The organism is Paenibacillus typhae (assembly GCF_900099765.1).
Classification (GTDB): domain Bacteria; phylum Bacillota; class Bacilli; order Paenibacillales; family Paenibacillaceae; genus Paenibacillus_AQ; species Paenibacillus_AQ typhae.
Genome location: NZ_FNDX01000010.1, coordinates 152,954 through 166,566, shown reverse-complemented (window position 1 = coordinate 166,566; position 13,613 = coordinate 152,954). Strand labels below are relative to the sequence as shown.

General features: G+C 51.8%; 13 protein-coding genes. 5 read left to right on the top strand and 8 right to left on the bottom strand.

Going from position 1 to position 13,613, the window contains the following annotated elements; all coding sequences use genetic code 11:
• Positions 1 to 175 precede the first annotated feature (175 nt).
• Complete coding sequence (locus BLR64_RS11660; RefSeq protein ID WP_090714304.1) at positions 176 to 991, top strand: lipase family protein; 816 nt, start codon at positions 176 to 178, stop codon at positions 989 to 991.
• On the opposite strand, the gene BLR64_RS11655 is transcribed toward BLR64_RS11660, so the two are convergent.
• The 3 genes from BLR64_RS11655 to BLR64_RS11645 form a co-directional block, all read right to left on the bottom strand.
• Entirely contained in the window at positions 988 to 1,875 is an 888-nt protein-coding gene (locus tag BLR64_RS11655) for an alpha/beta hydrolase (protein WP_090714302.1), read from the bottom strand. The genes BLR64_RS11660 and BLR64_RS11655 overlap by 4 nt on opposite strands.
• A 186-nt stretch (positions 1,876 to 2,061) precedes the next feature.
• Positions 2,062 to 4,002 (bottom strand): FtsX-like permease family protein, encoded by a 1,941-nt coding sequence (locus tag BLR64_RS11650; protein WP_090714301.1) that lies wholly within the window; start codon positions 4,000 to 4,002, stop codon positions 2,062 to 2,064.
• Entirely contained in the window at positions 3,999 to 4,754 is a 756-nt protein-coding gene (locus BLR64_RS11645) for an ABC transporter ATP-binding protein (protein WP_090714299.1), read from the bottom strand. Before BLR64_RS11645 ends, BLR64_RS11650 begins: the two co-directional genes overlap by 4 nt.
• A 203-nt stretch (positions 4,755 to 4,957) precedes the next feature.
• On the opposite strand from BLR64_RS11645, the gene BLR64_RS11640 reads away from it, so the two are divergent.
• On the top strand, positions 4,958 to 5,896 hold the full coding sequence (locus BLR64_RS11640; protein ID WP_090714297.1) for an amidohydrolase family protein: 939 nt from the start codon (positions 4,958 to 4,960) through the stop codon (positions 5,894 to 5,896).
• On the opposite strand, the gene BLR64_RS11635 is transcribed toward BLR64_RS11640, so the two are convergent.
• From BLR64_RS11635 to BLR64_RS11625, 3 genes are read right to left on the bottom strand one after another with little or no spacing between them, the layout of a single operon-like run.
• Positions 5,888 to 6,895, bottom strand: coding sequence for a sensor histidine kinase (locus BLR64_RS11635; protein ID WP_090714295.1), 1,008 nt, complete (start codon positions 6,893 to 6,895; stop codon positions 5,888 to 5,890). The two genes, BLR64_RS11640 and BLR64_RS11635, sit on opposite strands and share 9 nt — an antisense overlap.
• A complete protein-coding gene (locus BLR64_RS11630) occupies positions 6,892 to 7,581 on the bottom strand; it encodes a response regulator transcription factor (RefSeq protein WP_090714293.1) in 690 nt (229 codons plus the stop codon). The genes BLR64_RS11635 and BLR64_RS11630 overlap by 4 nt, the downstream gene beginning before the upstream one ends.
• A 17-nt stretch (positions 7,582 to 7,598) precedes the next feature.
• Positions 7,599 to 8,054: a hypothetical protein gene (locus BLR64_RS11625; protein WP_139171955.1), complete on the bottom strand. Its 456-nt coding sequence runs from the start codon at positions 8,052 to 8,054 to the stop codon at positions 7,599 to 7,601.
• 250 nt (positions 8,055 to 8,304) lie between these two features.
• Between BLR64_RS11625 and BLR64_RS11620 the strand changes: the two genes are divergently transcribed.
• The 3 genes from BLR64_RS11620 to BLR64_RS11610 are packed head-to-tail and all read left to right on the top strand — an operon-like array spanning position 8,305 to position 13,068.
• Positions 8,305 to 9,414, top strand: coding sequence for an ArsR/SmtB family transcription factor (locus BLR64_RS11620; protein ID WP_090714289.1), 1,110 nt, complete (start codon positions 8,305 to 8,307; stop codon positions 9,412 to 9,414).
• Positions 9,415 to 9,472: 58 nt separating this feature from the next.
• On the top strand, positions 9,473 to 11,275 hold the full coding sequence (locus BLR64_RS11615) for an ABC transporter ATP-binding protein (RefSeq protein ID WP_090714288.1): 1,803 nt from the start codon (positions 9,473 to 9,475) through the stop codon (positions 11,273 to 11,275).
• Positions 11,272 to 13,068 carry an ABC transporter ATP-binding protein gene (locus BLR64_RS11610; RefSeq protein WP_090714286.1) on the top strand — a complete coding sequence of 599 codons (1,797 nt, stop codon included), beginning with the start codon at positions 11,272 to 11,274 and terminating at the stop codon, positions 13,066 to 13,068. The genes BLR64_RS11615 and BLR64_RS11610 overlap by 4 nt, the downstream gene beginning before the upstream one ends.
• A gap of 8 nt (positions 13,069 to 13,076) precedes the next feature.
• On the opposite strand, the gene BLR64_RS31230 is transcribed toward BLR64_RS11610, so the two are convergent.
• Both BLR64_RS31230 and BLR64_RS30290 read right to left on the bottom strand, forming a co-directional pair.
• Complete coding sequence (locus BLR64_RS31230) at positions 13,077 to 13,295, bottom strand: GNAT family N-acetyltransferase (protein WP_090714285.1); 219 nt, start codon at positions 13,293 to 13,295, stop codon at positions 13,077 to 13,079.
• Complete coding sequence (locus BLR64_RS30290; protein ID WP_090714284.1) at positions 13,285 to 13,602, bottom strand: hypothetical protein; 318 nt, start codon at positions 13,600 to 13,602, stop codon at positions 13,285 to 13,287. Before BLR64_RS30290 ends, BLR64_RS31230 begins: the two co-directional genes overlap by 11 nt.
• Between the last annotated feature and the right edge of the window lie 11 nt (positions 13,603 to 13,613).

The window sequence follows — 13,613 nt, the reverse complement described above, 5'->3', positions numbered from 1 at the left end:
AAAATAAAGGCTGACCGCCCGTTTTCCCTCATCTAAACCCAGTTTAGCATAACGGGAACGTACGGTAAAGAATTATTTTTACTGAACGTTCTCAAAAATCAGTGAGAGTCAATAAGGCACATACAGGCACCATACCGCCCATATCAACATACATAGTTGGTATAAGAAGGGCGGGATGCGGGTGAGGAACAATAGCGAGTTTGAGCAGCGGGCGATTTTCCTGGCAGCTATATGCAGTCAGACATATGTACAATTGAATAATCCGGACGGCTTATTTGTGATCCCGCAGAATTATACGCTGAGACATACAATCTACGCCAAATCCTTCGGCAGCGGGCGCGAACGGTTCGGCTTTATTCTCGAATCACCGGATGAGATTATCGTTGCCTTCCGCGGCACCAGCCAGCAGGCCGACTGGATATCCGATCTGATCGCCTCGCAGCGCAGCTTCAAGTATATTAAGCAGGACTGCATGACCCACCGGGGATTCACCGATATCTACGTCACCGCCAGAAATGAGCTGATATCCGCGCTCCACGCCCTGCCATCCGGCAAGCCCTTAACCGTCACCGGCCACAGCCTCGGTGCAGCACTTGCCACCTTATGTGCGGTTGATGCAGCTGCCAATACAGCCTTCACATCACCTGCACTGTACACCTATGGGTCACCGAGAGTCGGGGACCCTGCCTTCAAAAAAGCGTTCAACTCCTATATCCGTACCAGCTACCGTATTGCCAATACTTTTGACGCTGTAACCTTTGTCCCGCCCACCGTCTACAAGCTGCCTAAACGCGATAAAAGATTCTATTACAGCCATGTTCCCGAGCTTGTCACACTCACCTTCCAGCTTGGGGCGGTCGGCCTGAACCATATCATCAGCAGCTACTTCGCCGAGCTTGCCAAGCTGGACCCGGCGTATGCCGGGCAGCTGTGCCAATCGAATCCCGGTTTCTGTCCGGCCACCATTCCAGCAGCAGTACCTGTCCTTTAACCTGATACAGAATGCCTGCTGATGAACTGCAGTACCATTTGTCCCGCTTCTGCCGGCTGCAGCAGCCAGACATAAGCATGAATCGAATCAGCAATCCTCTCTATTTCAGCCTGCTTCACCAGACCCGCAAAGTGATCTAGGCTGCTGCGGACCCGTTCATTGGCCCACTCCGCTTCACTCGGCAGAAACAGCACCGGGCACTCAACCTGCCGGTAATACGCTTCAAACTTCAAATCCCAGAATTTCTGAATATATTCTGTACGCACACGGTTCAGGTAGCAGTAGGTAAATCTACCGTCTTCCAGCTGCTGCAGACTGTTCTCATAGAACGGCTGGAAATGCTCATTCCACAGGCCCTCTTGTTCCAGCGCGGTGCGTTCCTCGGCGACATATTCCGCCTTGCTCGTAAACACACGTTCCTGCCGTTCTGCCAGCTCAGCCTCCATAATCTTCTTCTTCTGCTCAATCTCCTCTGCTGTTCCGTTAAACAAGCCGTACTCACCGAACTCATTGCTAAGCGCCCCTTCGAGAATCAGCGACTGGACCAGCTCCGGATGCGCGGCAGCCAGGCTTAGGCCGATCTCTGCCCCCATCGAGCTGCCGACAACATGACAACGCCCCACCTGCAGCTCCCGGAGCAGCAGATAAAGATCCTGTGCCATATCATCAATATGATAGCCGGTCTGCGGTTTATCCGATTTGCCATGCCCGCGGAAGTCAGGCGCGATGATGCTGTACCGCTCTGCAAACTGCGGGAGAATGCCGTTCCACATATGCAGATTACCGCCGCTGAAATGGAGGAATAACACGGCCTCTCTGCCCTCCTTTATAGAATGCATGACATTCAGTTTGATCCGGCCCAGCTGAATAATGTCCTCAATCATAATATGATGTACCTCCTATGTACTGCTTGCTTATGCACCGCTTGAAGATTTAGTATCGTCGGCGTATCTCGTAAAGATATGTAATATCCAGGAAACTGTCAACGATATTTCTGCTATACGCAGCACAAAAAGGCAGCTCAGCTTCCGCAGGAAGCGGGCTGAGCTGCCTCTTTTCATCAGAATCGGCTACAATGACTCTCTGATCACACGCTTGTAATACAGCACGGACAGGAAGCCAAAAATCGAATACAGCACCGTGTACAGCACCATCACCAGAATCATCGGTGTCAGCATTTCCGTGCCGAAGAAGAACCAGCCGGATTTGACCGCAAAATAGCTGTGGCTAAGGCCGATTACGAGCGGGATGCCGAAGTTGAACAGCTGCTTGAACTGGATGCCGCGCAGCAGATCGCCCTGGGTAAAGCCCAGCTTGCGCAGAATGGTGTATCCTCCCTTTTCCTCCTCACCCTCATCCATCTGCTTAAAGTACAGAATACAGCCTGAGGTAATCAGGAAGGTCAGGCCGAGAAAGCCGACAATGAACATGATCAGGCCCATATTGCTCCGCTGGTTCAGCTCGTATTCATATTGGGAAAAGCTCGGGTATTCCGGCTTCAGTTCCATGAAAATCTCATGGGCCTCAGCCCGCTGTGAACGGTCGGCCAGGTTGATTCCGTAATAATCGCTTTTCCCTTCTCCTCTTTGCACCTTTGGATTCCGGGCCTTAACAAATTCCTCATATATGCTCTCGTCCACTACAAAAATAGCACCGCCGCCGCCGTAGTAATAGGGCAAAACAGATTCAGAAGAGCTGCCGTTAACCTGCAGGCGGACAGGTCCGTTTATTGTATCAAATTCCACTTCACCCGTATCACTGAGCGACATGAACCGCTGCAGCGCACCTCCGTAACCGACAATCGTCGTTTCTCCCGGCTGCAAATCCATACCCTTAATATCCTTTTCGCTGAGTACAGCAGTTAGAAGGAGACGGTCATCCGGGGATTTAAAAGCAGACTTATCCATGATTCCGCTGGCATCCACTTCCATCATGATAGGCTTCATGTAAATCTCTTTGTATTTAATATTCTGCGCCTCCAGCGCCTGAACAAACTTCTCCTTCGCCTCCACACGGGCAAACCCGAAATCATCCGGTGAGCTCTCTTTAGCCGTAGCCTCCGCAGAATAATAAGAGATATAGCTGAGGGACAGCAATCCGATAGCCAGTGCCGAAACGGTAGTGATAATCGTCAGCAGCAATGCATTCGACTTCATCCGGAACATGATCGAGGACAAAGAGAGCACTTCATTTATCGACAGGTAGCCTTGTTTGCTCTTGCGGATGGCATTGAACAGGAAGCTGACAGACCCTTTATAGAACAGATAGGTTCCAATAATGACCAGGGCCAGAATCGTAATCATCGCTGTCATCAGCTCGGACATTTCTGTATATTTGCCGCTGAACAGCTGGGTTGAAATGTAATAGCCTCCCCCGACAAAAGCGATGCCAAGGAGTCCGAGAACAATCTCCCACAGCGGCATTTTGCGGATCTGAGTCTGTGTGGTTGCATTTACTTTAAACAGGGACAGGATGCTCTGGCCTTTGATAAACGTATAGTTCATCAGCATAATCAGCACATAGATCGCCGCAAAAACAATGATCGTCCGCACCAGCGCCTCAGATGAGAACCGCAGCTCAGCCATCGCGTCGATCTCCAGGATTTTGAACAGGATCATCAGAATCAGGCGCGACACTGCGAATCCGGCGGCTATTCCGGCAACCATCGACCCGAAATAGAGCATCAGGTTCTCGGCGCTGAGCAGCCTGAAGATTTTGCCTTTGGTCAGTCCGATCAGCTGGAACAATCCAATTTCCCGACTGCGCCGCTTGATAAAAATCGTGTTCGCATAGAGAAGAAAGATCGCGACAATAGCTACCAGCAGAACGGAAGAGGTTCCGATGGCTGCGCCCCCTTTTACCGAACCGGCAACCTCGTCCATCGAAGGATCAAATTGCAGGGTAACGAAGGAGAAATACAATGCCACACTGAATATAAGGGCAAAGACATACAGGTAATAGTTTTTAATGTTCTTTTTGAGATTGCGGTACACAATATAATTCAGGTTCATGACTGGACACCGCCCAATACGCCCTGGGTTTTGATAATATCGTTGAAGAAGGACTGCCGCGGTTCATCCCCCTTGTTCAGCTGGGTATAAATCTGACCGTCGCGGATAAACACCACCCGGCTGCAATAGCTGGCTGCCACCGGATCATGTGTAACCATGACAATGGTCGCCTGACGCCCCCGGTTCATGTCCGACAGCTTGTTCAGCAGGTCAGAGGCGGACTTGGAATCCAGCGCCCCGGTCGGCTCATCGGCAAAAATAATACTCGGCTCATGCACAAACGCCCGCGCAGCTGAGGTCCGCTGCTTCTGTCCGCCGGAAATTTCCGCCGGATATTTATTTTGCAGCTCGGCAATACCAAGCTCCCCCGCTACCTGCACAAACCGCTGGTGTGCTTCCTTCTTGGAGATTCCGGTGATCGAGAGCGGCAGCAGCACGTTTTCTTTGACGGTCAATGTATCAAGCAGGTTGTACTCCTGAAAAATAAACCCCAGATGATGCTTGCGGAATTCCGCCAGCTGCTTCTCCTTCATTCCGGTAAATTCCTTGCCCTCAATTTCAATTGTCCCCTGGCTGACCCGGTCGATGGAGGACAGCACATTCAGCAGGGTGGTTTTGCCTGAACCGGACGCGCCCATAATACCGACGAACTCGCCTTTGTCCACCTGCAGGTCGATTCCCTTCAGTACTTCCTGCTTGTTAAATTTATTTCCGTAGGTTTTGTAAATTTTATTGGCTTGTAAAATGACCATTTCGCAACCACTCCTTTTCTGTACCTCAATCATACCGGGGCCGGGGCTTATGTTCCTGCGTTTCACCTAACAATATGAACGGGCATGTGACATTATTGTCACACGCCCGTTATCTGGTACGGCGTCAGCCGGTGTGCTATATTCAGAGTGCGAGACAAGACCCATATTTTCCCTGTATCCCATTTGTCTGTCAGGAGGATGCCATGAAACAGCACTTTATCGCTGCCCTGGAGAACCGCTCGCTGGATGATCTGCGCAAAGTCCCAAAAAGCGATCTGCACAATCACGCCGGAAGAGGCGGGAATTTAAAGTACATAGAGGCCTGGGCTAACATCACCATCCAGCCTCATTCCGGAACCTTTGCCTCACTCGGTGAAATGCAGGAATGGTTCGTGCGCAGCGTCAAAAGCCATTGCCCCGGAATGGAAGGCTATCTTAAACGAATCGAAGCCGCTTTTGTCCAGGCTGCAGACGACGGAATTGAGCTGCTGGCGCTAAGCTTCGGGATTGATGAGATTGATTCGCTCTGCGGCATGGAGTCCTTTATCCGCATTATGGACAGCCTCCGTCAGCGTTATGCGCCACAGACTGCGTTCCTGCCGGAGCTTGCTCTGGATTGGGCCTGCAATACGGATGCCGTTCGCGCACGCCTGGATGACATTTTTGCCTATCAATGGTTCCGCTCCATTGATATTTGCGGCCCCGAACTGGCGCAGCCGATCTCGAATTTCCGCTCCATCTACCGTAAAGCCAAGTCTGCGGGACTGGTGCTCAAAGCGCATACCGGCGAATTCGGCACTGCCGACAATGTGCTGGAAGCAGCCGTAGAGCTGGAGCTTCAGGAGGTGCACCACGGCATCGCCGCAGCAGCCTCCCCGCAGATTATGAAATGGCTGGCAGATCATCACATCCGGCTGAACGTATGCCCGACCAGCAATGTTATGCTCGGCCGTGCCCGGGATTACGCCAGCCATCCGGTCAGAACACTTTATGATGCCGGCGTTCCGGTGACCATCAATACTGACGATCTGCTGATTTTTAACCAGAGCGTGTCTGAGGAATATCTGAACTTGTATCTGTGCGGCTTAATGTCTGCGGCGGAGCTGAATGAACTCCGTGAATGCGGCCTCCGTTCAGGCTGACCCGCCTGTCTTCACAAAATCATTCTCCCGCGGAAAGGTCAGCGTGAAGGCTGTACCTTTTCCGGGCTCGGATTCCACGCCAAGGCTGATCAGCAGCGGCCCGGCCACCTGCTTCGTCAGGTACAGGCCCATGCCGGTGGCTGCGCCCTCCTGACGGCCGAGCACTGAGGTAAACCCTTTATCAAAAATACGCGGCAGGTCCTTGGGACTAATTCCCTTACCCTCGTCTTTGATCATCAGCACCACATGCCCGTCCTGCTCCCGGCTCTGTATTACAATATCCGAAGCTTCACTATACTTCACAGCGTTGGTCAGCAGCTGACGGAGCATAAAACCAAGCCACTTGCCGTCTGTGAGCACCTCTTCCGCTTCCAGCTCTACGTCAAATCCGATGCCCTTCGGGATACACCAGGTTCTCAGTCCCCGGATCTCTTTATTCAGAATCGGCTCAAGCGCTGTATGCTCAATGAAAAGATCGTTCTGCATAAACGGAATCCGCTTCTGGTGCAGCTGCTGGTCGAGCAGATGGTGAATCCGCAGCCATTCGTACATCATCTGGTTCTGCAATGTTTCATCCGGCAGGCGCTCGATCATCAGCTGCATTGCCGTAAGCGGCGTCTTCACCTCATGAATCCAGGCCAGCAGATCGTCCTTTTCCTCCTCCAGCAGCCGGAAGTTCACCGCAGATTCCCGCCGGTAGCGCTCGGTCTGGAGGGTTACCGCATCCTGTACGATGTGCTCAAACGGACTGTCCGCCTCCCGGAACGCCTCCAGATCGTACACCTGATCCCAGGCCTCCATCGTCCTGTAGAACCGGGTCTCCTTCTGATACCGGAAGAACACAAACAGTGTGCAGACGAGCACATTCAACAGCACAATGTACAGCACCGGCAGGAACGGGATCGACGCATCGACAAAAGCCACGAACAGAATCAGCATCTGCATTCCAGCCAGGAGGCAGAGCCAGCTTCTTTTTTCAGCTATGTATTTGGTAATCATAAGGCCGCCTCTTCGGTAGCCATATACCCCTGTCCGACCCTGGTTTCGATAAAAGCGTCCAGCCCGAGCGGCTCCAGCTTTTTACGCAGCCGGTTCACATTCACAGTCAAGGTATTGTCGCTAACAAAATGCTCATTATCCCACAGATTCTTGATCAGCTCTTCACGGTCCACAATCCGGTCCTTGTGCTCAACCAGAATTTTGAGGATGAACATTTCGTTTTTGGTCAGCAGTGCTGCACCCTGGCTGTTGGTTACGGTATTCTTCACATATTCAATCGTGGCGCCGCGCCATGTTCTCAGCTCTGTCCGTTCTGTGCTGTAGTTATACACCCGCCGGAGCGTAGCCTGGATTTTGGCGATCAGCACATCGAAATGGAACGGCTTTTGCATAAAATCATCGGCCCCCAGCTGCATCGACATTACCATATCACTCGGATGATCACGCGAGGACAGGAAGATAATCGGCACATTGGAATGTGCCCGGATCATCCGGCACCAGTGGAACCCGTCGAACAGCGGCAGCTGGATATCAATGATGACCAGCTCCGGCTGAACCGCCGTGAACTCCTGCAGCACCTTGGCAAAATCGGTGACACCGTACACTTCATACGACCACTGGGATAAACGTTCCTTAATTTCGGTGAATAGCGTAACATCGTCTTCGATCAGCATGATTTTGAACATCTCGGGCACTCCGTTTCTTACAGCCAGCGGCTAAAATTTTTATGGGCTACCTTAATCCGCCTCTGCTCCGCCCACTCTGTCATTATTTTTACATCATTATCACTTTTAAAACGAAAGCAATTTTTATACGGAACCAGCACCTTCCCCTTAGGTCTGATGCCGATGACAGGCGTAAAGTAGCCTTTTACAAAAACAGTCTTGATATGGTCTGCCGGGATCTGGCGGTTGTCAATAACAATATTTTCCTCATTAATAAGGATATCAAAGGATCTTCTGGCTGCAAAAGCACGGTATATCAATATAATCTCAACAACAGCAAGCAGGGCAAGAATAGCCGATGTTATATAAATATTCAGAAAATTTCCGGTAGACAAAATAAAAATCCACAACGCTACATTTATACTTATCCCTATAAGCTGCCTTTTTTCTGCGGAAGCTCTGGCTGTCCGTACTATTGGATTGTTCATGTACATCTCCTCCTGATCAAACTGTCCACTACTTCCCCCTGACCTTCCTGCTCCGAACATTATACTATAAACTGGCAAAAAACGGTCGCTAACCTTTCCCGGTCCCCGCAAAGAAACCGCTGTATAAAAAAATATGAAGTGATTTTTATCCTATGCGCTTTTTCAGGTATGGGTTATTTTAACATTAAGTGATAACTTAATATTATGATTTCGAACCAAATATTTAGTTTTTATTAAATTTATAATGGAGGTCCAGATGAAACCCACTCTTAACGAACAACTCCGGCAAAATATCCGCTTCACCTATAACGAGGCTTTGGAATTGATTGTCGCGATGGGCATGGCCGCTTGCGGGGAGCAGATGTATGCGATGGCCCAGGATTACAAGATTGAAATGGACCCCATGGCTGACTCCTTCTACGAGGATACCAAGGCCCGGCTGTCACCGCATACTTTCCGTGAGCTGCAGTTTTTCTTCGGCCACAATTTTCTCCATAAAACGCTGGACTTTGGTTTCTATGTGTCCATCTGCAGCAATCCCGAGCCGCAGTCAGCGGATGACTGGATTAGATCACTGGAGGCCGTACCGGCGGAATGGATGCTGACAGAGATGGTATTCGGGGTTTATCACGATAAGCTGGAGGAGCTGCTGCAAGGAAGAGATTGGGAAGCATCAAAAGGCAATCTCAGCCTGCTGGCCGCATTAGTCAGGGATACACCGCCTCATCAGGAGGTCATTCATACGCAGGAGCCGCTGCTGGAATGCCTTGCCCATCCGGAGGAATGCAAGCTTAGGTATATGCAGCTTCTCAGCCAGTTTTACAAGGATGTCTTTATCCGCTGGAAAGAACCGTTAAAGGAACGTTCTGAACAGGCCTCAGCTCATTATGAGACGCTATTCGCCGCCAAGCCTGAGCAGTTTATCCGTGAAATTCACAAAAACGAGCCTGAAATTTTCATCTCTTTCCCCGCTGCTTTTCACGTAAGCCAGGCATCGCAGGTCGGTAATCATTTCCTGAATTTCACTACTGCGGCAGGCAATGTAGGCTGGGTTATCTTTGGTATCCATAATGAGCGGGTATTCGGACCGGCTGCCGACCGTGAACAGACTGAGCTGTTCCTCAAAGCCTTTTCTGATAAACGGCGGCTTGATTTCGTACTGCTGCTGAAGGAGCGGCCGCATTACGGGCAGGAGATCGCTTCCGCGCTCGGTATCACACCTGCGGCGGTGAATTATCATTCCAACTTCCTGTTTTTCCTGGATCTGATCAGTGTGAAAAGGGAGGACCACCGGATGTATTATCATCTGAATGTTGAGCGGTTACGGGAGCTGCTGGCCTTGACCGCAAAAGTCATGTTGGATTAGAGCTAACCAGGCAGCATTCTGCAATAAGGGTTACATCTGATAACAGGGAGGGTCTCCATTGAAGAGATCAGAAGCTTCCGGCACATTCATCCGTTTAGTGAAGCTCGGCAGGCCATATATCGGCTGGTACATTGCACTTTGTCTGGCTGCTGCCGTTATATCACTAACCTCTGTAGGCTTAGCCGAAGCATTGCGGCGGATCATTAATGCAGCCACGGAGCATAACCTATCCAGTCTGGCTTCCGGCGCTGTATTCGCTTTAGCTATCGTACTTGTTGATGTTGTCTTTAATTTTCTAAAAAGTTATTTATCCGCAGTGCTTGAGTATAAATCCACTTCCCGGCTGCAGCTGACCCTGCTGGACAAATTGCTGAAGGTGAAGATGAAGGAGCTGGACCGCTACCATTCCGCCGATCTTATCAGCCGTATTCACGATTCCGCACCTGCGGCACAGCAAGGCATTAACCTGAAGACGGTCGAGCTGTTCAGCAGCCTGCTGCAGATCCTCTTTCTGCTTACGTATCTGATGTCCCTTCATTTCACGCTCACCATGGGCATACTGCTGATTTGCGCCCTGCTGCCGCTGGTGATGCTGCCTTTCACCTCACGAATCCGCAGCCTGTACCGGAAAAGACAGGAAGTGGAAGCCGCCCAGCAAGTGCTGATTCAGGACACCGTACAGGGCGCAGAAGTCGTCCGCGCCTTCTCGCTGGCCTCACGGCTGCAGCAGCAATTCATGGAGCGGGTACAGCACTACTTCAAGTTCCATGTTCCGCTCTCCCGTGCAGAAGCGGTTGGCTATAATATGAACTTTACCGTTATCTTAGGCGGTCTGCTGTATCTGCTTACTTACGGAGGATACCTCGTCATTGGCGGACGGCTTGATGTGGGGGCGGTGGCGGCCTTTCTGATCAGCTTCGAGCAGATTACAAATCCAGTCTCCAGGCTCTCCAATCTCTGGGCACAGCTGCAAACCTCCCTGGCTCAGGGCAGCCGTATCTTTGAACTGTTCGAGCTGCAAAATGAACAGCCCGGGCAGGAGCAAGGCGTACAGAAGCAGACGCCCGGACAACAGCAAGACATTGTAACAGCAAGTCTCAAAGGACTGCCCATTTCCTTTAATAATGTAAGCTTCAGCTACAGCGGCAATCCGGTCCTGCAGCAGGTGCAGCTGGTTATTGAGCCGGGCAAAGTGACCGCTTTAGCCGGTCCGAGCGGAAGCGGAAAGAGCACCCTGCTCCGCCTGCTGCTGGCAGAATACGAGCCCGACAACGGCACCATCTGCTGCGGGTCACAGCAGCTAGGAACCCTTTCGCCGCAGGTCTGGCGCAGCAGTCTTGCTTACGTATCACAGGAGCCCTATCTTTTCTCAGGCACCCTGTATGAGAATATTGCCTGGGGCAGAGCCGGTGCTGCCAAAGAGGAGGTTATACAAGCTGCGCGGGACGCAGGTATTCATGAGTTCATTATGAGTACTCCGCAGCAGTATGAGACGGCCATCGGTGAACGGGGGATCACCCTGTCCGGCGGGGAGCGGCAGCGGCTATCCATTGCCAGGGCCTTTGTCCGCGGGCCGGAGCTGCTGCTGCTGGATGAACCGACGGCTGCGCTTGACAGCCACAGTGAAGAGGTTGTCCAGCAGGCGCTGCAACAGCTGATGCAGGGCCGGACAACCGTAGTGATTGCCCACAGGCTGTCAACGATCCGTAATGCCGACACGATCTATTTTATGGAGGCGGGATCGGTTGTTGAGGAAGGAACCCATCCGGAGCTGATGGCAATGGAGGGCAAATATTACAATATGGTGCAGTCCGTCCACCGGTCGGATCATGCGCTTGTGCCGGAGGAGAATCAGATATGACGACCAGAGAAGCCGGAAAGTTACCGCTTCGCACCGTTCTGGGCCGGCTGCTGCCTTATGCCTCGCCTTACCGATTAGGCTTGCTGCTGGCTACCCTGCTGCTTGCTGCCAGACTGGTGATGGACATCGGTTTGGCAGCCATCCAGCAGCTGTTCATTGACACCATTAACAGCGCAGATATGGATTCACTTCTCCGGCTGAGCGTTATCGTCGCATCTGCCTGTGTCGTGATCATTCTTTGTCTGATGCTTCAGCATTATTACCGGTTCGTCGTTCAGAGCAGGATGTCCTGGGATCTGAGGGCAGCGCTGTTTAACAAGACGCACCGCCTGCCGTTCCGGCAGATTCAGTCCATGCATTCCGGCGACCTTACCTCACGCAACACCAAGGATGCAGAAGCCGCGATGGGCACAGTCAGCAGCATTATCTACGATTTGAGCTACAATCTTCTGCTCTGCTTTGTTTCTTTTCTCTACCTGGCTTCCATGGATGTGTGGCTCGCATTACTCGCGCTTGGCTCCGGGCCGGTCGTCTTTTTCTCCAGCCGCTTTTTTGACCGCAAATTGCGGCAGCTGTCCACCCGGATTTATGAGGCTGAAGCCCAGCTGCGCGGCATTCTGCAGGAGACCCTGCAGGGTGTGAAGATCGTCCGGGCTTTTTCGCTGGAAACGATGCTGCAGGACAAATATGCGGCTGAGCGCACGAGACTGAACCGTCTGCTGCTGCGGCATGCGCTTTTAACGACACTATTATGGAACAGCGCCGCTTTTATCAACAATCTGGTGATGGTCGTCTGCGCAGGCTTCATTGCTTATTCGGCAATCAAGGGCGGAACCTCTGCCGGGGAAGTGCTTGCTTTTATCATTCTGATGGGGCGGGTTCAATGGCCGTTTGTCCATATGTCACAGACCTGGGGCGGTGTCCAGCAGTCGCTTGGCGCGGCAGACCGTGTATTCTCTGTTCTTGACGCACCGTCCGAGGATGACATTCCGCATGGGCACCGGAGCCTCCACTCAGAGACTGCTCCGGATGAATCTGCCGCATTAACTATTCATGGTGCATACTACAGCTACTCCGCAGCACCTAATGATCAGACGCCGCTGTTCAGAGATTTGAATCTGCATATCCGGCATAGCGAAACGGTTGCGCTGGTCGGACCAAGCGGCTCCGGCAAAACAACCCTTATGCGGATGTGCTGCGGATTACTCAGACCCGATGCCGGACACGTTTCCGTTTACGGCCATTCTGCATCCGGCGGGCTTGCGGAACTGCGCAGCAGGATCACTTATGTGCCGCAGTCCCCTTACCTGTTCTCCGGCACTATTAGGGACAATATTGCATTCAGCAGCGATGTGGTCAGTGATGAAGAAATCCGGGAAGCGGCCAGACTTGCCGGAGCAGATGACTTTATTCAAAAGCTGCCCGCAGGCTATGAGACCCTGATCGGTGAACACGGAACAGGCTTATCGGGAGGACAGCGCCAGCGGATCGCCATTGCCCGGGCTTTTCTGCGGAATGCACCGCTTCTGCTGCTGGATGAAGCGACCTCCGCCCTGGATAATGAATCGGAGCAGCTTGTTCAGCAGTCCCTTGACCGGCTTATGCAGAACCGTACCACGCTGGTGATCGCCCACCGGCTGTCCACTGTACGCAATGCCACCCGGATCATCGTGCTGGATAAGGGAGCTGTCGCCGAGGAAGGCACTCATGACAGCCTGCTGTCCAGCAACGGAGTATACGCGGAGCTGTACCGGCTGCAATTCAAGGAACCTGAGGCTGAAGCTATCCTGTGAAGCTCTGATCAGAGAAACTGCTTGGTTAGCACTGCCTCATTGTCTATCGAATAACCTTTATTTTCATAGGTTCGCTGAGCCGAATGATTAGTACTGCCTGTCAGAATCCTTACGTCAACCACGCTGCGGCGGCTTAACTCTTTTTCAAGCAGATTTAGCAATGCCGTCGCAGCCCCTTTTCTTCTGTAAGCTTGCTTACCTGTCCTTCGTTCAAAATTACTCCCCATAAATAAGCTTCCGCAGCTCCTCATGATTTTTAGGAGGAATCGAGTAGCCTTTTCCGCTATCTTTAGATTCCACCAGCAGACCCCGTATCCCCTCCTCTTTTGAATCAGAGATGTTGAGGCTGTAGACTTTTTCACCGCCGCTTTTATAAGCTGCATACATTCTGAACGTCACACCATAATCCAGTTCTCCCTTTATCCTGCTTGCCTTATTGACCGCATTTACAAAAGCCCGAATCGCCTCCGGTTCCGTAAAGGTCTTTTCGGTAAAAGGCTCTGCCTGTAAATCTTCGCTGTTGCATATATCCACGCACTCAATCC

Excerpts from the sequence above, each read along its gene's own strand:
- BLR64_RS11660 (WP_090714304.1), top strand. The coding sequence starts at position 176 with ATGCGGGTGAGGAACAATAGCGAGTTTGAGCAGCGGGCGATTTTCCTG.
- BLR64_RS11655 (WP_090714302.1), bottom strand. The coding sequence starts at position 1,875 with ATGATTGAGGACATTATTCAGCTGGGCCGGATCAAACTGAATGTCATG.
- BLR64_RS11650 (WP_090714301.1), bottom strand. The coding sequence starts at position 4,002 with ATGAACCTGAATTATATTGTGTACCGCAATCTCAAAAAGAACATTAAA.
- BLR64_RS11645 (WP_090714299.1), bottom strand. The coding sequence starts at position 4,754 with ATGGTCATTTTACAAGCCAATAAAATTTACAAAACCTACGGAAATAAA.
- BLR64_RS11640 (WP_090714297.1), top strand. The coding sequence starts at position 4,958 with ATGAAACAGCACTTTATCGCTGCCCTGGAGAACCGCTCGCTGGATGAT.
- BLR64_RS11635 (WP_090714295.1), bottom strand. The coding sequence starts at position 6,895 with ATGATTACCAAATACATAGCTGAAAAAAGAAGCTGGCTCTGCCTCCTG.
- BLR64_RS11630 (WP_090714293.1), bottom strand. The coding sequence starts at position 7,581 with ATGTTCAAAATCATGCTGATCGAAGACGATGTTACGCTATTCACCGAA.
- BLR64_RS11625 (WP_139171955.1), bottom strand. The coding sequence starts at position 8,054 with ATGTACATGAACAATCCAATAGTACGGACAGCCAGAGCTTCCGCAGAA.
- BLR64_RS11620 (WP_090714289.1), top strand. The coding sequence starts at position 8,305 with ATGAAACCCACTCTTAACGAACAACTCCGGCAAAATATCCGCTTCACC.
- BLR64_RS11610 (WP_090714286.1), top strand. The coding sequence starts at position 11,272 with ATGACGACCAGAGAAGCCGGAAAGTTACCGCTTCGCACCGTTCTGGGC.
- BLR64_RS31230 (WP_090714285.1), bottom strand. The coding sequence starts at position 13,295 with ATGGGGAGTAATTTTGAACGAAGGACAGGTAAGCAAGCTTACAGAAGA.